Here is an 18,355-nt window from a genome sequence, read left to right as displayed (position 1 = left end):
ATTTGAATGTTTTTCCGCAATGTATTTCAATTGCTTCGTTCAATAAATTTGAGGGGCTGATTTTTAAAAAAAAGGAAGTTAAATAAACTTAAGGGAGTGTCAGTAAACGTCAGCGAGAGTTTTCAGAAGAAGACAATATAAATGACATCGATAATCGCCAGCAGCGACCAGAGAAGAAGGTAGAGCATGAAATGCTCGCGGATGTTATTGATAAGGTAATTTACCAGTCTGCGCATAACGCCTCTGTTGCTAAACAGGCTCCGGTTATTCGGAGCCTGGGGAGGTATTATCGGTCAAAGCGCGAGAGCGCGAAGGGTTTCAGATCAAACTGAGGCGAAATACCCTGGGCGAACTGGGCGGCGATTTCCCCCAACACCGAGGCAAATTTAAACCCGTGACCGCTAAGCCCGGTTACGATCAGGGTGTTGTCGTGTCCGGGCAGGGTGTCGATGATAAAGTCTTCATCTGGCGTGTTGTCATAGGTGCACGCCGCGCCATACAGCAGGCCGCCCACGCCCGGCAGGATGTTGCGCAGGAACATAAAGGCTTCGGAGCCATCCTGCGGATAAGCCCCGAACGGCTTGCGCTCTTCAGGAGAGGTGATGACTTGCCCGCCGTTGTGTTTGCCGATCTTGAGCGCGTCTTTTTCAGAAGGGAAACCATAAAACTGTTCGCCGTTGGGTAACTCGCCGGTGAACGCCGGGAATTTGTTCTGGCTGCTGTAGCGTCCATCAGACTGGAACCAGGAGAAGACCTTGCGTACCGGCTGGACGGGCAGGTCCGGCAGCAGCTTCGTTACCCACGTTCCCGCACTCACCAGCAGGCGCGTCGCAGTATACTCGCCGTCAGGTGTGGTGACCGTAGCACCCCCGGCATGGTGGCTGATGGCCGTAACCGGGCAATTAAACAGCTGCGCGCAGCCCGCCCTGGCGGCTAAATCAATCCAGGTTTTAATGGCCGTTTCGCAGTGCAGTACGCCAGAGTTGGCCTCAAACAAACCAATGTAATCGTCAGGAACGGAAATTTCCGGCCAGCGCGCCATTATGCCGTTCGCGTCCAGACGCTCGACGTCCAGGTGGAAAGCTTTTGCGCTCTCTTCGACGGTGGACAGAAACGCCGAGTCGGCTGGCCCGAGATTGATAATCCCGGTGCGCTCAAATATGCGCTCCTCGGTCTGCGCGGCAAGCTCGTCCCACAGCGTTTGCGCACGAAGCACAAGCGGTACGTAACGTTCACCCTCACCATAAGCGTGACGGATCAGGCGGGTATCGCCGTGATGGCTTCCTTCTGAATGCGGGGGAAGGTGCGCGTCGATCATCAGCACATTCAGGCCGGCCTGCGTGGCGTAATAGCCGGCGGCAGATCCTACGGAGCCGCTTCCAATAATGATTAAATCGTAAGTCATAGGCTTCTCTTCACTAACGCTTTGTTAGCAGAGTAATTAACTGTGCGGGCTTATACAAGAACGAAATAAATAAGGCACCGCGAGGGTGCCTGTAGAGTGAAAATGCGGGCATGAGATTAATGCCGTTTATACTCATTTTCCTGATAGTCGCCAGATTCTATTTTTGCAATGCCTGCTTCCAAAATAGAGATAAACTGACGGGCGACGTCTGTTGTAAGCCACAGCGTCTGTCCCACTTCCGCTTCGTCACGGTTTAGCTGATTCGGGGTCTGGTAGTGCAAACGCAGCATCAGCGCGTCGTAGCTGTCTACGGTGCTGATATCCCAGCCAACAAGCGGATGGGTCTGGATGACTTCACTATTCTTTTCCATTATAACCCCCTTAATGCGTGTTAGAAGACAACGACTTTGAGGTTCAATGCATGTTTTTCTGAAGCATTTTCAGTATACCAATTAATAAGGGTTCCGCAGGAAAAAATAAATGGGTAGCAACACATTTTTATGGTTTTTAGGATTGTTCGAACAATAAAACGCCATCTTGTTCACGATTTTCTAAGAAGATGCTGAAATATTTTGAACTTTCGGGAAGCGAAACGAAAAAAAGCCGGGGCGACCCGGCAAAAAAACACAATGAGGGAGCAAATTTTAATCCGTGATGAACCAGTCATCGGCGCTTTCCCAGGTTTCCTGCAAAATTTCGCTGATGCGTTCTTTGTCTTCTTTCGCTCCGCCGATGACGGAGAGATGGTTTGCCGTTGCATAACGTACCGTTACGGCGCCACCGTTTTCAGGAAATGTGCTGTTAATACGTCGGGATAACTCACCCGCCAGGGCGTCAAGCGCGCCAGCAGGCAGAACGTTGGTTTTGGCAATCGTGACTTCAATACGCATAAATGCCCCCTGTGCAATGTACTGTGTATTTATACAGTTATCTAAGCGGTTTGACAACAGGGGGCGTGGTTTTTTTAGCGTTTGACCGACCAGCCTACGGTTTCACCTGCCAGGAATGGGATCAGCGTATCATCGGTGAGCGCGATAGATTCTTCGACCTGGCTTTCCTTACGCTCCAGTTCAATGAAGGTGTCATTGACCGGCAGCCCATAGAAGCGCGGGCCGTTGAGGGAGCAGAACGCTTCAAAATGCGCTAACGCATTCATCTCTTCAAACACGGTTGCGTAGCTTGCGAGCGCGGCTGGCGCGTTGAAACAACCCGCACAGCCGCAGCTTGCCTCTTTACGATGGCGGGCGTGCGGGGCGGAGTCGGTGCCCAGGAAGGCGCGGGAGAAGCCGCTGGCGACCAGCTCACGCAGCGCCTGCTGGTGGATATTACGCTTGAGGATCGGCAGGCAGTACAGGTGTGGACGTACCCCGCCCACCAGCATGTGGTTACGGTTAAACATCAGGTGCTGAGGGGTGATGGTGGCAGCGATCAGCTCGTTACCGTCGCGGACGTACTCCGCGGCATCTTTCGTCGTGATGTGCTCAAACACCACCTTCAGTGCCGGAAGACGCTGGCGCAGCGGCTCCATCACCGTTTCGATAAAACGCGCTTCGCGATCGAAAATGTCAATTTCTGCGTGAGTCACTTCCCCGTGCACCAGCAGCGGCATTCCCAGCTTTTGCATACGCTCCAGCACGGGCATGATGGCGTCGATGCTGGTCACCCCGTGGCTGGAGTTGGTGGTGGCATTGGCGGGGTAGAGCTTAGCGGCGGTGAACACGCCTTCGTTAAAGCCGCGCTCGACCTCATTCGGATCCAGAGAGTCCGTCAGGTAGCAGGTCATCAGCGGGGTGAAATCGTGTCCGGCCGGAACGGCGTCAAGGATGCGCTGGCGGTAGGCGACAGCGGCATCGACGGTAGTGACTGGCGGAACCAGGTTGGGCATTACAATCGCGCGGCCATAGATTTCGCTGGTATAAGGCACAACGGTTTTCAGCATATCGCCATCGCGCAGATGGATATGCCAGTCGTCAGGGCGGCGGATTTTGAGAACCTGGGATTGTACAGTCATGGAAGCTCCGGCTTGAAAGGGATCAGTCATAAGATGGCTGTTTTTGCCGGACACAAATCATAAGCGTAAACGTTTTCGTTTGCACACTTTTCCGTAAAAAAAAGGGCGCCTGAGCGCCCTGTGCGGTTAGTCGGTGAACGGTATGATAATCTCTCCCGGTTTCACCTCTATCCCTTTGGCATATTTTTTCGCCAGCGATTCGCCTTTGCTCTTGTCTTCGCTCAGGACATAGGCAGGCTGCTGGTTAAAGTAGTTCTGCAACGACTGGTTAAGGTAAGGCATCAGCGTTTGCAGCACCGGTTTCATTTTCTCCGGCGTCACAACCGCATCGACGATTTCCATCTCCTGCAGGAAAATCGCCCCTTTCTCTTTATTGAAGACCGGCAGCGCCTTGAGCTTCAGTTTAATATCTGCTTTCTGATTGCCGAAGAGCGAGGTCATGTCCAGGCTGGCATCGCCGGAAAGGGTAACCTTGTTTGGCTCTTCGCGCCCGATCTGGCTGGCGAGATTCGTCAGGACGATATGCGCATCCGCAAGGCCGGGCACGCCGATATCTTTTGAAAAGTTATTATGTTTTTCCAGCGCCTGATTAATTTCCTGCTCACTGACGGTGTACTGCGTAAGCTGGTTACATCCCACCAGCAGCCCGCTGACAATTAACGCAGCGGCAATAACGATCTTTTTCATGGCGTTCCTCAACATAAAATCGGCGCATCTGTCCTGATACGCCAGTATGTCAGGGTGATCCCGCAGAAACCAGCAGAAAAAACCGATAGTGAAGGGCGCAGAACAGTCCCCGCGGAAGGTCAGGCGCCAGGCTCCAGCATGCCGCGCGTGCTGCGTTTATCGCTGAACTGCCACCAGAGGGCAACGAGCGTCATAAAGCCGACCATGCCGAGCATTACCCACGGCAGCTCCGGCTGATGGAGCGCTTTTCCGGCATCGAACAGCCAGCCGCCACCGGTGTAGCCCAGCGCACCGCCAAGGGCCAGTCCGAGGCGGCTGAACCCCATATAGCTGCCGCGGGCACGGGCGTCGGCAAGTGACGCGCTCAGCGTTTCACGCGCCGGCTCGGCAATGATGGAGCCGATGTAGAACGTGCAGATCAGCATAAACAGCTGCTGAAGCGAGCTCACCAGACCGATGGGCATCATGCTCAGCGTCATCAGCAAAAGCCCGGCCATCAGGCGGTGCTCGAGCCGGAATCGACGCTCGCTCCAGCGGGCAATCGGGTAAAGCAGGGTCAGAGACAGGCAGGCCTCAATGGCATACATCCATTTCACCGCCGCCGGCGTGCCTGCAATATCATTAACCATAATCGGCAGCATCAGCATGACCTGTACGGCGAGCATATAGTAGCCGGTGAGCGTCAGAACATACGTCACGAAGCGTTTATCGCTCAGCACGCGGTCAAGCCCTTCACGCACCGGCGCTTTGACCGTCGACAGCTTCCACGCCGGAAGATACAGGCCGTTAAACAGGGCGCAGAGCATAAATAAGACCGCACCGGTGGCGCAGACCAGGCGGAAATCGTATTGCAGCAGCCAGCTTCCCAGCAGAGCGCCCACGACAGCGCCCGCGCTGTCCTGCATCATCAAGATTGAGAAAAACCTTCCCCGGTGCTGCGGACGGATGAGCTTGACCACCAGCGCGGTACGCGGTGGATCGAAAAGGGTGCCGCCAATCCCGGAAAGGAAGCAGGAGAACCACAGCAGCCAGGGCTCATGGGCGATAGCCATGGTGGCAAAGCCCGCCGCGCGTAACAGCATGCCGGTGACGATCATCGGTTTTGCGCCAAAGCGATCGGCAATGGCGCCGCCGAACACGCCCAGTCCCTGCTGAACAAACTGGCGCAAGCCCAGGGCAATACCGACCATCAGCGCCGCCCAGCCCATTTGATCGACAAAGCGGATCGATATCAGCGGAAAAACGACAAAAAAGCCGAGCACGACCAGCATGTTATCGACGAGCAGGAAATATTTACCCAGGCTCCTGGCCTGTGATACGCGGGACATTTTCCCTCCAGGGAAAATAAAAGGTGAGCACGCTAACATTCTGCGGTGTCGCCGTGCTTTTTCCCATACCTGAAGGCGACAATATTTTTTTATCAAAAAGGTGCTTTGATAGAGAGTTCTCATCGAAAAATGCAAAAAGCGATAAAAATGGTATGTCACTGTTTTCACAGAAGGCACGGGCGCAGGTATAGTAAAGCTAACAGGCAGAGCAGAAGCGACGGGAAGGAGTGGTATCGATGTTTGGCTATCGCAGTAATGTGCCGAAAGTGCGTCTGACAACGGACAGGCTGGTCGTTCGTCTGGTGCATGAGCGTGATGCCTGGCGTCTGGCGGATTATTACGCCGAGAATCGCCAGTTTTTAAAACCCTGGGAACCCGTTCGGGACGAGAGCCACTGCTACCCCTCCGGCTGGCAGGCGCGCCTCAGCATGATTGCGGAATTTCATAAGCAGGGAAGCGCGTTTTACTTCGCGCTTCTCGATCCGGAAGAGAAAGAGATCGTTGGTATCGCCAATTTTTCAAACGTGGTGCGCGGATCGTTTCATGCCTGCTACCTCGGATACTCCATTGGCCAGAAATGGCAGGGGCAGGGGCTTATGTTTGAGGCGCTGACGGCGGCGATTCGCTATATGCAGCGTACGCAACATATTCATCGCATCATGGCGAACTACATGCCGCACAACAAGCGCAGCGGCGATCTGCTGGCCCGCCTGGGGTTTGAAAAAGAGGGCTATGCCAAAGATTATCTGCTGATTGACGGCGAGTGGCGGGACCATGTTCTTACCGCGCTCACCACGCAGGACTGGACCGCGGGTCGTTAAGGAGAAAAAAATGAAATATCGTTTAAATGGCACCGAAGCGCGCGTGATCGGCTGCCTGCTGGAAAAACAGGTCACGACGCCGGAACAGTATCCTCTTTCCGTCAATGCCGTTACGATGGCCTGCAATCAAAAGACGAACCGTGAGCCGGTTATGAACCTCGCCGAACACGAGGTGCAGGACACCCTCGACGAGCTGGTGAAACGTCACTATCTGCGCACCGTCAGCGGCTTCGGTAATCGCGTCACCAAGTACGAACAGCGCTTCTGCAATTCTGAATTTGGCGATCTAAAATTCAGCGCCGCAGAAGTGGCGGCGATCGCCACGCTGCTGCTGCGCGGGGCGCAGACGCCGGGCGAGCTGCGCACTCGCGCCTCCCGCATGCATGAGTTTCGTGATATGCAGGAGGTTGAACAGACGCTGGACGGGCTGGCCACCCGTGACGACGGCCCTTACGTGGTGCGCCTGGCCCGCGAGCCGGGCAAGCGTGAAAGCCGCTATATGCATCTGTTCAGCGGCGACGTGGACACTTCCGCGCTGGCCGTTGGAGCCAGCACGCCTGCGGCAAACGACAGCCTGGCTGCCCGCGTGGAAGCGCTGGAGGACGAGGTTGCCGGGCTGAAGCAGCGTCTGGATGCTTTACTCGCTCATCTGGGAGATTAATCGTGACGACATTACGCATTGGTGTTGTGGGCCTGGGCGGGATTGCGCAAAAAGCCTGGCTGCCGGTTTTAGGCGCAGCGTCGGACTGGACGCTGCAGGGGGCGTGGTCGCCCACTCGCGAAAAGGCAGAGCGTATCTGCGAAACCTGGCGCATCCCTTATGCGGGTTCGCTGCAGGATTTGGCCCGAGAATGCGATGCGGTATTTGTACACACTTCGACCGCGACGCATTACCAGGTCGTGAGCGAGTTGCTGAACGCGGGCGTTCACGTCTGCGTGGACAAGCCGCTGGCGGAAAACGTGCAGGATGCTGAAAGGCTGATAGATCTGGCCGCGCGTAAAAACCTGACGCTTATGGTCGGTTTCAACCGCCGCTTCGCGCCTCTCTACCAGCAGCTTAAGGCGCAGTCCGGGTCCTTTGCCTCGCTGCGAATGGACAAGCACCGTACCGATAGCGTTGGCCCGAACGATCTGCGCTTCACGCTGCTGGATGACTATCTGCACGTGGTGGACACGGCGCTGTGGCTGAGCAACGGCAATGCGCAGCTGCAAAGCGGCACGTTGCTCACCAACGAGCAGGGAGAGATGGTTTACGCCGAACATCATTTTGCCGTTGAGCATTTGCAGGTGACGACCAGCATGCACCGCCGTGCGGGCAGCCAGCGCGAGACCGTGCAGGCCGTAACGGATGGCGCGCTGTATGACGTAACCGATATGCGAGAGTGGCGTGAAGAGAAGGGCAAGGGCGTGGTCACGTTACCCGTTCCCGGCTGGCAGAGCACGCTGGAGCAGCGGGGCTTCGTCGGCTGCGCGCGTCACTTCATCACCTGCGTGCAAAATCAGACGGTTCCTGAAACGTCCGGAGAGCAGGCGATTCTGGCGCAACGCATCGTAGAACGACTCTGGCGCGAAGCGATGTCGGAATAACCCGCTGTAACATCTGCCGATAGTAATTCGTTTAAATCGCGGTAGACTAAGCGCTTCTTCAACGCCTGCTTTGCAGGCGTTTTGCCGTATGGTTGTGGAACTTCACGTTAATGAACTTATTAAAATCGCTGGCGGCCGTCAGCTCGATGACCATGTTTTCCCGCGTGCTTGGCTTTGCGCGCGACGCCATTGTGGCCAGGGTTTTTGGCGCAGGAATGGCGACTGACGCCTTTTTCGTCGCGTTTAAGCTGCCGAACCTGCTGCGCCGCATCTTTGCCGAAGGGGCGTTCTCGCAGGCGTTTGTCCCGATCCTCGCGGAATATAAAAGCAAGCAGGGTGAAGATGCCACCCGCGTATTTGTTGCCTACGTCTCCGGCCTGCTGACGCTGGCGCTGGCGATCGTTACCGTGCTGGGGATGCTGGCCGCCCCCTGGGTGATCATGGTGACGGCGCCGGGTTTTGCCGACACGGCGGATAAATTTGCCCTGACCACGCAGCTGCTGCGTATCACGTTTCCCTATATTCTGCTGATTTCGCTGGCGTCGCTGGTGGGGGCGATCCTGAATACCTGGAACCGCTTCTCCGTTCCGGCGTTTGCCCCCACGTTCCTTAACGTCAGCATGATCGGCTTCGCCCTGTTTGCCGCGCCGCATTTTAACCCGCCGGTGCTGGCGCTGGCCTGGGCCGTGACCGTTGGCGGCGTGCTGCAGCTTGCTTACCAGCTTCCGCACCTGAAAAAGATCGGCATGCTGGTCCTGCCGCGCATTAATTTCAAAGATGCCGGCGCAATGCGGGTTATCAAACAGATGGGGCCGGCGATACTCGGGGTGTCCGTCAGCCAGATCTCGCTCATCATCAATACCATCTTTGCCTCTTTCCTGGTGTCGGGCTCGGTCTCCTGGATGTACTACGCTGACCGTCTGATGGAGTTTCCGTCCGGCGTGCTGGGCGTGGCGCTGGGGACCATTCTGCTGCCGTCGCTGTCGAAAAGTTTTGCCAGCGGCAATCACGATGAATATTGCCGCCTGATGGACTGGGGTCTGCGTCTCTGTTTCCTGCTGGCGTTGCCCAGCGCGGTGGCGCTGGGGATCCTGGCGAAACCGCTGACGGTATCGCTGTTCCAGTACGGGAAATTCACCGCCTTTGATGCGGCCATGACGCAGCGGGCGCTTATCGCCTACTCGGTGGGTTTAATGGGGCTGATTGTGGTTAAGGTGCTGGCGCCGGGCTTTTACTCCCGTCAGGACATCAAAACGCCGGTTAAGATTGCCATTGTGACGCTGATTATGACGCAGCTGATGAACCTGGCGTTTATCGGTCCCCTGAAGCATGCGGGTTTGTCATTGTCGATTGGCCTGGCAGCCTGCCTGAACGCCGGGCTGCTGTACTGGCAGCTGCGCAAGCAGGATATCTTTACGCCGCAGCCAGGCTGGGCACGTTTTCTGCTGCGTCTGGTGATCGCGGTACTGGTGATGGCGGCAGCGCTGGCTGGCATGCTGTACGTGATGCCCGACTGGGCGCAGGGCACCATGCCTTACCGTCTGATGCGCCTGATGGCTGTGGTGGCCGTGGGCGTGGTGGCCTACTTTGCCACGCTGGCGGTGCTCGGCTTCAAGGTAAAAGAGTTTACCCGCCGCACGGTATAAACGACAAAAGGGGAGTTCACCGGACGGTGCTCCCCGCTTCATGACCTGCCGCTATCGCGTCAAATCGAAATCTTTTTCCCGCCCGTAATGCGTGCCGTGGCTGCCTGGCCATCCGCACCGTATAGCCCAGGCTCTTTATGGGGCTTTAACACCTCAAGCGCCTGCTGGTTCCGGATAATCTGACCTTCCAGCAGCCAGCCGTTGTGCTGGTTGAGATCGCGCAGATGCTGGGTTTTTTCTGTAATGGTCTGCCAGCGTTCATTCATCTCGTCATTGGCGCTGCGTTTCTGATCCTGCTCAGCGCGACGCTGTTTTTCGAGATAATCCAGCGTCGCCAGAAGCGAGCTTTTGTCTTCAGTAATGCGTTGCAACGCGCTGCCGTTGATTTGACCAGAAGAGAGATGCTGCTGTTCTGCGTCCATCACGGTTTTCAGATCGTTCAGGACCACCGTCATCTGATCCAGTATTTCTGACAGTCGACTCATACGATTAGTTACTCTGCAGGAAACTCTGGGCGTCCTGAATCAGCGCATCAGCAATTTTGCTGGTATCCATTTTCAGTTCACCGTTACGGATGGCCGTTTTCAGGGCTTCAACGCGTTCCATGTTGATATCGCTGCTGCCTGGCTGCATCAGCTTCGACTGGGCATCGCTCAGGGTGACGCTGGTGCTGTTAGCCGTCGAGGTTTTTTCCAGACGCGTTTTCTGCGCTGGCGTGTCATTCGTTTCGCGAGGTTGTACAGTGCTAACCGGCTTCAGGGCTGATGTACGATCAATGCTCATAGTGTTGTCCTCATCGAGGGTTCGCGGCGTTGGCGCCTGACATCATCATTTGTTGAATATTTATCGGCAGTCGCCGCGAAATCTTTAAAAAGATTACAGGTTAATCAGAATATTCCCATCAGGACCGACGGTGCCGCTGACCACCTGGCCTGAGGACATTCTGACCCGCGCGTTTTGCGCCACGGCGGCATTATTCAGTGCCTTCCCCTCGCTGTTGATGCTAAAGCCCTCTCCGTTGGCAACCACCATCACCTGTTGACCGGCTTTTACCCGCCACGCCTGGCGCAGCATAGAGAGCTGTATCGCCTGTCCCGGCGCGACGTCGCGCAGGCTGACGGCCTCCTGCGCCTGGTTAATATCGAGCATGGTGCGTGGCGGAAGCTGATCCAGCCTGCCTCGCTTCAGCGTCACGCTCTCTGGCTGCAACAGGCTGCCTCTGGGAATGGGGACCGCGGCGACAACATAATTGCCCGTCGCCTGAACCGCAACCTGTAAATAGCGCTTTTCATTGGCGCAGCGCGCCAGCACGTTCACGTTGCCCCACAGCTTTGTGCTGCCGGTAACGCTGAACGACGGTGCCTCACAGGTTGGATAAAGATTGGATGGAGTACGCACCGTCACGCGAACGTCATCGCTAAAACCGGCCAGCTTCTGTGCAAAGAAGGCGTTGAGCTGTTCTTCTACGCCCCCAGCCTGCACGAGGGGGCTTACAAGCAGCAGGGTTACCGCCAGGCCACGTTTTAAAGTCTGCATCGCATGTCCCACCATTTCCAGAATTAACCAAATTCTACCCGCAGCGGTTTTGCATCAACGCAACAAATAGCGACGCATTTTGCGCTTATTCCGTCGATAAGGGAGACGCCCTGAGATTTAAGCTGTGAACTGAAATTTTGCCATCAGCGGAGGAGACATGCTCGATAAACTCGACGCCGCGTTACGTTTTCAGCAGGAAGCGCTCAACTTACGCGCCCAGCGGCAGGAGATTTTAGCCGCCAATATCGCTAACGCGGATACCCCGGGGTATCAGGCGCGCGATATTGATTTTTCCAGTGAACTCAAAAAAGTGATGGAGCGTGGACGTGCCGAAGGAACGGGTGTCGCACTTGCCCTGACGTCTTCACGTCATATTCCCGCTCAGGCGATGACCGCGCCACCAACCGACCTGCTTTACCGTATTCCCGATCAGCCCTCGCTTGACGGTAACACCGTCGACATGGACCGGGAGCGTACACAGTTTGCCGATAACAGCCTGCAATACCAGACAGGCCTGACGCTGCTCGGCGGACAAATCAAAGGCATGATGACCGTCCTGCAGGGGGGCAACTAGTAAATGGCCTTGCTGAATATTTTTGATATCGCCGGTTCGGCGCTAACGGCGCAGTCCCAGCGGCTGAACGTGGCCGCCAGTAACCTTGCCAACGCCGACAGCGTAACCGGGCCGGACGGACAGCCGTACCGCGCGAAGCAGGTGGTCTTTCAGGTCAATGCCGCACCGGGTGCGGCAACGGGCGGCGTGAAGGTGGCAGAGGTGGTTGAGAGCCAGGCGCCTGACAAGCTGGTTTACGAGCCGGGAAACCCGCTCGCGGATGCCAGCGGTTACGTGAAAATGCCGAACGTGGATGTCGTCGGGGAGATGGTGAACTCCATGTCCGCCTCCCGCAGCTACCAGGCAAACGTCGAAGTGCTTAATACCGTGAAGAGCATGATGCTCAAAACACTCACTCTCGGCCAGTAAAGGAGACACGCATGTCCATCGCCGTAAACGTGAATGACCCGACAAATACGGGCGTCAACAGCGCCAGAAGCGCCACCGGTTCCAGCTCCCTCACGGGAAGTAATGCCTCCGATTTACAGAGCAGCTTTTTGACCCTGCTGGTGGCGCAGCTGAAGAACCAGGACCCTACCAACCCGATGCAGAACAACGAACTGACCACGCAGCTTGCGCAGATCAGTACCGTCAGCGGCATCGAGAAGCTGAACACCACGCTCGGCTCTGTTTCCGGACAAATCGACAACAGCCAGTCCCTGCAGGCCGCCAACCTGATTGGCCACGGGGTGATGATTCCGGGCACCACTATTCTGGCTGGCACCAGCACCACCGATGGCACGTCCATTACCACCACCACGCCGTTTGGCGTTGAGCTGCAGCAGCCGGCAGACAAGGTCACCGCCACCATCAAAGACGCCAGCGGTAACGTGGTGCGCACGATTGAGATTGGCGAGCTGAAAGCGGGCGTCCATACCTTTACCTGGGACGGCAGCCTGACCGACGGTACCAAAGCGCCTAACGGATCGTATCAGGTGGCGATTAGCGCCAGCAGCGGTACCACCCAGCTGGTGGCTCAGCCGCTGCAGTTTGCGCTGGTTCAGGGCGTCATCCGGGGTAGCGACGGAAACAAACTGGATTTGGGTACCTCCGGTACCACCACGCTCGACGAAGTTCGGCAGATTATCTAAGCCTTAATACTTATCAGGAGTAAGTCATGGCCTTTTCTCAAGCGGTCAGCGGCCTGAATGCTGCGGCCACCAACCTGGACGTCATTGGCAACAACATCGCCAACTCCGCGACCTATGGTTTTAAATCCGGTACTGCGTCTTTCGCAGACATGTTTGCAGGCTCTAAGGTGGGCCTGGGCGTGAAGGTCGCGGGCATCACCCAGGACTTCACCGACGGCACGACCACCAATACCGGTCGCGGTCTGGACGTTGCCATCAGCCAGAACGGTTTCTTCCGCATGGTGGATGCTAACGGTTCCGTGTTCTACAGCCGTAACGGCCAGTTCAAGCTGGACGAAAACCGTAACCTGGTGAACATGCAGGGGCTTCAGTTAACCGGTTATCCGGTTGCGGGTACGCCGCCAACGGTGCAAACCGGTGCGAACCCGCAGGCGATTTCCATTCCAACGACGCTGATGGCGGCGAAATCCACCACCACGGCTTCTCAGCAGATCAACCTCAACTCCACCGATACCGCGCCAACTGTCGCCTTCGACCCGGCCAACCCTGACTCTTACAACAAGAAAGGCACCGTGACGGTGTTTGACAGCCAGGGTAATGCCCACAACATGAACCTGTTCTACGTTAAGAACGCAACGCCGGCCAACTCGTGGAAAGTCTTTTCCCAGGACGGCAGCGTGGCGGGCGGCGCGATAACGGAAGAGACCACGCTGACCTTTAACGAGAGCGGCGTGCTGACGGGCGGCGGAAACGTCAATATCACGACGGGTACCGTTCCGGGTGCAACGCCGGCCACGTTTGCCATGAGCTTCGCTAACTCCATGCAGCAAAACACCGGCGCGAACAACATCGTGGCGACTAACCAGAACGGCTACAAGCCGGGCGATCTGGTGAGCTACCAGATTAACGATGACGGCACCGTTGTGGGTAACTATTCAAACGAACAGACCCAGGTGCTGGGCCAGATCGTGCTGGCAAACTTCGCCAACAACGAAGGTCTGAAGTCTGAAGGGAATAACGTCTGGTCTGCCACCCAGTCCTCCGGCGTTGCCCTGCTGGGTACCGCGGGTTCCGGTAACTTCGGCACGCTGACCAACGGCGCGCTGGAAGCCTCCAACGTCGATCTGAGTAAAGAGCTGGTGAACATGATCGTCGCGCAACGTAACTACCAGTCCAATGCGCAGACCATCAAAACCCAGGATCAGATCCTCAACACGCTGGTTAACCTGCGTTAAGCAGCTGACGGGAAAGCGCAATGGATCACGCAATATATACAGCGATGGGCGCGGCAAGCCAGACGCTCAATCAGCAGGCTGTTACCGCCAGCAACCTGGCGAACGCCTCAACGCCTGGCTTTCGTGCCCAGCTTAACGCCCTGCGCGCGGTGCCGGTAGAAGGTCTGACGCTGCCGACGCGTACGCTGGTGACCGCCTCCACGCCGGGCGCCGACATGACGCCGGGCCAGATGGATTACACCGCGCGTCCGCTGGACGTTGCCCTTCAGCAGGACGGCTGGCTGGCGGTGCAGACGCCTGACGGCGGGGAAGGTTATACCCGTAACGGCAATATTCAGGTGAGCGCCACCGGACAGCTGACGATTCAGGGTCATCCGGTTATGGGTGAAGCGGGACCGCTGACGGTGCCCGAAGGGTCAGAGCTGACCATTGCGGCAGACGGGACGATTTCGGCGTTAAATCCGGGCGACCCGGCCAACACCGTTGCGCCCGTTGGTCGCCTCAAGCTGGTGAAAGCGGAAGGCAATGAAGTGCAGCGTGGCGATGACGGGATGTTCCGTCTGACCCAGGCGGCCCAGGCCGCCCGCGGTGCGACGTTACAGGCCGACCCGACCATCCGCGTGATGTCCGGCGTGCTGGAAGGCAGTAACGTCAAACCGGTAGAAGCCATGACCGACATGATCGCCAGCGCCCGTCGCTTTGAAATGCAGATGAAGATCATCAGCAGCGTCAATGAAAACGCGGGCAAGGCTAACCAACTTCTGGCTATCAGCTAACAGGACTCATTATGATCAGTTCTTTATGGATCGCGAAAACCGGTCTGGACGCCCAGCAAACCAACATGGATGTGATTGCCAACAACCTGGCAAACGTCAGCACCAACGGTTTCAAGCGCCAGCGTGCGGTTTTCGAAGATTTGCTTTACCAAACGATTCGTCAGCCGGGGGCGCAGTCATCCGAGCAAACCACGCTGCCGTCCGGTCTGCAAATCGGTACCGGCGTGCGCCCGGTTGCCACCGAGCGTCTGCACAGCCAGGGTAACCTGTCCCAGACCAACAACAGTAAAGACGTTGCTATTAAAGGCCAGGGCTTCTTCCAGGTCCAGCTGCCGGACGGCACCTCTGCCTACACGCGCGATGGCTCCTTCCAGGTGGATCAGAACGGTCAGCTGGTGACGGCGGGCGGTTTCCAGGTTCAGCCTGCGATCACCATTCCGGCGAACGCCCTGAGCATTACCATTGGTCGTGACGGCATCGTAAGCGTGACTCAGCAGGGCCAGGCGGCACCGGTTCAGGTTGGCCAGCTCAACCTGACGACCTTCATGAACGATACCGGCCTCGAAAGCATCGGCGAGAACCTCTACACCGAAACGCAATCCTCCGGTACGCCAAATGAAAGTACTCCGGGCCTGAACGGTGCGGGGCTGCTGTATCAGGGGTATGTAGAAACCTCGAACGTCAACGTGGCGGAAGAGCTGGTGAATATGATCCAGGTTCAGCGCGCGTATGAAATTAACAGTAAAGCAGTGTCGACGACCGACCAGATGCTGCAAAAACTGACGCAACTCTAAGGCGTAGCCCGGTGCGGTAAACGCCGCACCGGCTCCCTGTTTTCGAAGATGAAGGCAATGCAAAAAAACGCGGCGTTTCGTTATCCGATACTGACAGTTCTGGCCGTCACCCTCAGCGGGTGTGCCTGGATCCCGTCTAAACCATTGGTACAGGGTGCGACTACCGCCCAACCCGTTCCCGGCCCCGCGCCGGTGGTGAACGGCTCCATTTTCCAGACCGCGCAGCCGATTAACTACGGCTATCAGCCGCTGTTTGAAGACCGTCGTCCGCGTAACGTTGGCGATACGCTGACCATTGTGCTGCAGGAAAACGTCAGCGCGAGCAAGAGCTCGTCGGCGAACGCCAGCCGCGACGGCAAAACCAATTTTGGCTTCGACACCGTGCCGCGCTATCTGCAGGGTCTGTTCGGCAACGCCCGTGCGGACGTGGAAGCCTCTGGCGGCAACACCTTTAACGGTAAAGGCGGGGCGAACGCCAGCAATACCTTCAGCGGCACGCTGACGGTAACGGTTGACCAGGTTCTGGTGAACGGCAACCTGCACGTGGTGGGTGAAAAACAGATCGCCATTAACCAGGGCACGGAATTCATTCGCTTCTCCGGCGTGGTTAACCCTCGCACCATCAGCGGCACCAACACCGTACCGTCCACCCAGGTGGCGGATGCGCGCATCGAATACGTCGGCAACGGCTATATCAACGAGGCGCAAAATATGGGCTGGCTGCAGCGCTTCTTCCTTAACCTATCGCCGATGTAAGCGAGGTGACCTATGTATAAATTTCTCTTCGCCGTGGCGCTGTCGCTGGTTGCAGCCGTTGCGCAGGCCGACCGCATTCGCGATCTCACTAGCGTGCAGGGCGTGCGTGAAAACTCCCTGATTGGCTATGGCCTGGTGGTGGGGCTTGACGGTACCGGTGACCAGACGACCCAGACGCCGTTCACCACCCAGAGCCTGAACAACATGCTCTCCCAGCTCGGTATTACCGTACCGGCCGGGACCAATATGCAGTTGAAAAACGTGGCGGCCGTGATGGTGACCGCGTCTTATCCGGCCTTTGCGCGCCAGGGACAGACCATTGACGTGGTGGTCTCGTCTATGGGTAACGCCAAAAGCCTGCGCGGCGGCACGCTGCTGATGACCCCGCTGAAGGGCGTCGACAGCCAAGTGTACGCCCTGGCGCAGGGCAATATTCTGGTTGGCGGGGCAGGCGCGTCGGCGGGCGGCAGCAGCGTGCAGGTGAACCAGCTGAACGGTGGACGCATTACCAACGGCGCGATCATCGAGCGTGAGCTGCCGACCCAATTCGGCACCGGCAACACCATTAACCTGCAGCTGAATACGGAAGACTTCACGATGGCGCAGCAGATCGCTGACACCATCAACCGCAGCCGCGGCTACGGCAGCGCCACCGCGCTGGATGCCCGCACCGTGCAGATCCGTACCTCTACGGGCAGCAGTAACCAGGTGCGAATGCTGGCCGATATCCAGAATATGGAAGTGAACGTGCCGCTTCAGGACGCGAAAGTGATCATCAACTCCCGTACCGGCTCGGTGGTCATGAACCGTGAAGTGACGCTGGACAGCTGTGCCGTAGCGCAGGGTAACCTCTCCGTGACGGTTAACCGTTCCGCCAACGTCAGCCAGCCCGATACGCCGTTCGGCGGCGGCCAGACCGTAGTGACGCCGCAAACGCAGATTGATTTACGTCAGAGCGGCGGTTCGCTGCAGAGCGTGCGCTCCAGCGCCAACCTGAACAGCGTGGTACGTGCCCTGAACGCGCTGGGTGCAACGCCAATGGATCTGATGTCCATTCTGCAATCCATGCAAAGCGCAGGCTGTCTGCGCGCCAAACTGGAAATCATCTAAATGCTGACCGATAGCAAACTGTTGACCAGTGCCGCCTGGGATGCCCAGTCGCTCAACGAGCTGAAAACCAAAGCAGGCCAGGATCCGGCGGCGAATATCCGCCCGGTCGCCCGCCAGGTGGAAGGCATGTTCGTGCAGATGATGCTGAAAAGCATGCGTGAAACGCTGCCGAAAGACGGCATGTTCAGCAGCGACTCCACGCGGCTTTACACCAGCATGTACGATCAGCAGATTGCCCAGCAGATGACCGCCGGTAAAGGGCTCGGCCTGGCGGACATGATTGTTAAGCAGACCGCAGCGGCGCAGGGGCTTCCGCCAGAGGAGGCCCCACAGCAGGTGCCGCTGAAGTTCGATCTGGAAAAGGTGACCAGTTATCAGAATCAGGCGCTGACGCAGATGGTGCGTAAGGCGATGCCGAAGCCGGCAGAGGCGCGTGGCGAACCGCTCTCCGGAGACAGCAAAGACTTCCTGGCGCAGCTTTCGCTGCCCGCCCGTCTCGCCAGCGAGGAGAGCGGCGTGCCGCACCACCTGATCCTGGCGCAGGCGGCGCTGGAGTCCGGCTGGGGGCAGCGGCAAATCCGCAGGGAAAACGGCGAGCCGAGCTTTAACATCTTTGGCGTGAAGGCCTCCTCAAGCTGGAAGGGGCCGACCACGGAAATCACCACCACCGAATATGAAAACGGTACGGCAGTGAAGGTGAAGGCCAAATTCCGCGTCTACAGTTCGTATCTGGAAGCCTTGTCGGATTATGTCGGGCTGCTGAGCCGAAATCCGCGCTATACCGCCGTGACGCAAGCAGCCACGCCGGAGCAGGGCGCACAGGCGTTGCAGAATGCCGGATACGCCACCGATCCTAACTATGCCCGCAAGCTGACCAGCATGATCCAGCAGCTGAAATCCATGTCCGAGAAGGTCAGCAAAGCCTATAGCGCCGATCTCGAAAATCTGTTCTGAAAGTT

General features: G+C 57.3%; 23 protein-coding genes. 13 read left to right on the top strand and 10 right to left on the bottom strand.

Annotation, left to right across the window (positions count from 1 at the left end; all coding sequences use genetic code 11):
• Window positions 1-122: 122 nt before the first annotated feature.
• From IM304_RS03625 to mdtH, 7 genes are all read right to left on the bottom strand, one after another.
• Window positions 123-236, bottom strand: a complete 114-nt coding sequence (locus IM304_RS03625) for a DUF2770 family protein (protein WP_148421764.1) — start codon at window positions 234-236, stop codon at window positions 123-125.
• A gap of 50 nt (window positions 237-286) precedes the next feature.
• A complete protein-coding gene (gene solA, locus IM304_RS03620; protein WP_193356306.1) occupies window positions 287-1,405 on the bottom strand; it encodes an N-methyl-L-tryptophan oxidase in 1,119 nt (372 codons plus the stop codon).
• Window positions 1,406-1,521: 116 nt separating this feature from the next.
• Entirely contained in the window at window positions 1,522-1,776 is a 255-nt protein-coding gene (gene bssS, locus IM304_RS03615; RefSeq protein WP_003858012.1) for a biofilm formation regulator BssS, read from the bottom strand.
• A 273-nt stretch (window positions 1,777-2,049) separates the two neighbouring features.
• Window positions 2,050-2,295 carry a DNA damage-inducible protein I gene (gene dinI / locus IM304_RS03610; RefSeq protein ID WP_176610640.1) on the bottom strand — a complete coding sequence of 82 codons (246 nt, stop codon included), beginning with the start codon at window positions 2,293-2,295 and terminating at the stop codon, window positions 2,050-2,052.
• 74 nt (window positions 2,296-2,369) lie between these two features.
• Window positions 2,370-3,416, bottom strand: coding sequence for a dihydroorotase (gene pyrC, locus IM304_RS03605; RefSeq protein WP_193356305.1), 1,047 nt, complete (start codon window positions 3,414-3,416; stop codon window positions 2,370-2,372).
• Window positions 3,417-3,542: 126 nt separating this feature from the next.
• Window positions 3,543-4,103, bottom strand: a complete 561-nt coding sequence (locus tag IM304_RS03600) for a lipoprotein (protein WP_017384739.1) — start codon at window positions 4,101-4,103, stop codon at window positions 3,543-3,545.
• A gap of 119 nt (window positions 4,104-4,222) precedes the next feature.
• Window positions 4,223-5,431, bottom strand: a complete 1,209-nt coding sequence (mdtH, locus tag IM304_RS03595) for a multidrug efflux MFS transporter MdtH (RefSeq protein WP_148421760.1) — start codon at window positions 5,429-5,431, stop codon at window positions 4,223-4,225.
• Between the two features lie 236 nt (window positions 5,432-5,667).
• Between mdtH and rimJ the strand changes: the two genes are divergently transcribed.
• From rimJ to murJ, 4 genes are all read left to right on the top strand, one after another.
• The gene (gene rimJ / locus IM304_RS03590; protein WP_047353553.1) at window positions 5,668-6,252 is read left to right on the top strand and encodes a ribosomal protein S5-alanine N-acetyltransferase; all 585 of its coding nucleotides are present in this window, start codon (window positions 5,668-5,670) and stop codon (window positions 6,250-6,252) included.
• Window positions 6,253-6,262: 10 nt separating this feature from the next.
• Complete coding sequence (locus IM304_RS03585) at window positions 6,263-6,913, top strand: YceH family protein (RefSeq protein ID WP_148421759.1); 651 nt, start codon at window positions 6,263-6,265, stop codon at window positions 6,911-6,913.
• 2 nt (window positions 6,914-6,915) lie between these two features.
• The gene (locus IM304_RS03580; RefSeq protein ID WP_193356304.1) at window positions 6,916-7,839 is read left to right on the top strand and encodes a Gfo/Idh/MocA family protein; all 924 of its coding nucleotides are present in this window, start codon (window positions 6,916-6,918) and stop codon (window positions 7,837-7,839) included.
• A gap of 110 nt (window positions 7,840-7,949) precedes the next feature.
• Window positions 7,950-9,485, top strand: coding sequence for a murein biosynthesis integral membrane protein MurJ (murJ, locus tag IM304_RS03575; RefSeq protein ID WP_148421757.1), 1,536 nt, complete (start codon window positions 7,950-7,952; stop codon window positions 9,483-9,485).
• Between the two features lie 59 nt (window positions 9,486-9,544).
• On the opposite strand, the gene flgN is transcribed toward murJ, so the two are convergent.
• From flgN to flgA, 3 genes are all read right to left on the bottom strand, one after another.
• The gene (gene flgN / locus IM304_RS03570) at window positions 9,545-9,970 is read right to left on the bottom strand and encodes a flagella biosynthesis chaperone FlgN (RefSeq protein WP_176610636.1); all 426 of its coding nucleotides are present in this window, start codon (window positions 9,968-9,970) and stop codon (window positions 9,545-9,547) included.
• A 4-nt stretch (window positions 9,971-9,974) separates the two neighbouring features.
• On the bottom strand, window positions 9,975-10,268 hold the full coding sequence (gene flgM, locus IM304_RS03565; RefSeq protein ID WP_148421755.1) for a flagellar biosynthesis anti-sigma factor FlgM: 294 nt from the start codon (window positions 10,266-10,268) through the stop codon (window positions 9,975-9,977).
• A 93-nt stretch (window positions 10,269-10,361) separates the two neighbouring features.
• The gene (gene flgA / locus IM304_RS03560) at window positions 10,362-11,021 is read right to left on the bottom strand and encodes a flagellar basal body P-ring formation chaperone FlgA (protein ID WP_193356303.1); all 660 of its coding nucleotides are present in this window, start codon (window positions 11,019-11,021) and stop codon (window positions 10,362-10,364) included.
• A gap of 157 nt (window positions 11,022-11,178) precedes the next feature.
• On the opposite strand from flgA, the gene flgB reads away from it, so the two are divergent.
• From flgB to flgJ, 9 genes are read left to right on the top strand one after another with little or no spacing between them, the layout of a single operon-like run.
• On the top strand, window positions 11,179-11,595 hold the full coding sequence (gene flgB / locus IM304_RS03555; protein WP_148421753.1) for a flagellar basal body rod protein FlgB: 417 nt from the start codon (window positions 11,179-11,181) through the stop codon (window positions 11,593-11,595).
• Between the two features lie 3 nt (window positions 11,596-11,598).
• On the top strand, window positions 11,599-12,003 hold the full coding sequence (gene flgC, locus IM304_RS03550; RefSeq protein WP_148421752.1) for a flagellar basal body rod protein FlgC: 405 nt from the start codon (window positions 11,599-11,601) through the stop codon (window positions 12,001-12,003).
• 11 nt (window positions 12,004-12,014) lie between these two features.
• Window positions 12,015-12,725, top strand: a complete 711-nt coding sequence (flgD, locus tag IM304_RS03545; RefSeq protein ID WP_193356302.1) for a flagellar hook assembly protein FlgD — start codon at window positions 12,015-12,017, stop codon at window positions 12,723-12,725.
• A 26-nt stretch (window positions 12,726-12,751) separates the two neighbouring features.
• Window positions 12,752-13,960 (top strand): flagellar hook protein FlgE, encoded by a 1,209-nt coding sequence (flgE, locus tag IM304_RS03540; RefSeq protein WP_148421750.1) that lies wholly within the window; start codon window positions 12,752-12,754, stop codon window positions 13,958-13,960.
• Between the two features lie 20 nt (window positions 13,961-13,980).
• Window positions 13,981-14,736 (top strand): flagellar basal body rod protein FlgF, encoded by a 756-nt coding sequence (locus tag IM304_RS03535; RefSeq protein WP_148421749.1) that lies wholly within the window; start codon window positions 13,981-13,983, stop codon window positions 14,734-14,736.
• An 11-nt stretch (window positions 14,737-14,747) separates the two neighbouring features.
• Complete coding sequence (gene flgG, locus IM304_RS03530; protein ID WP_000625853.1) at window positions 14,748-15,530, top strand: flagellar basal-body rod protein FlgG; 783 nt, start codon at window positions 14,748-14,750, stop codon at window positions 15,528-15,530.
• Window positions 15,531-15,587: 57 nt separating this feature from the next.
• On the top strand, window positions 15,588-16,286 hold the full coding sequence (gene flgH, locus IM304_RS03525; protein ID WP_003857987.1) for a flagellar basal body L-ring protein FlgH: 699 nt from the start codon (window positions 15,588-15,590) through the stop codon (window positions 16,284-16,286).
• Between the two features lie 12 nt (window positions 16,287-16,298).
• Complete coding sequence (locus tag IM304_RS03520) at window positions 16,299-17,396, top strand: flagellar basal body P-ring protein FlgI (protein ID WP_193356301.1); 1,098 nt, start codon at window positions 16,299-16,301, stop codon at window positions 17,394-17,396.
• Window positions 17,397-18,350, top strand: coding sequence for a flagellar assembly peptidoglycan hydrolase FlgJ (gene flgJ, locus IM304_RS03515; RefSeq protein ID WP_148421747.1), 954 nt, complete (start codon window positions 17,397-17,399; stop codon window positions 18,348-18,350).
• The last annotated feature ends 5 nt before the right edge of the window (window positions 18,351-18,355 follow it).

The sequence above is a fragment of the Enterobacter cloacae complex sp. P40C2 genome (assembly GCF_014930695.1).
Classification (GTDB): Bacteria; Pseudomonadota; Gammaproteobacteria; order Enterobacterales; family Enterobacteriaceae; genus Enterobacter; species Enterobacter pasteurii.
This window is presented reverse-complemented; position numbering and strand designations above follow the sequence as displayed.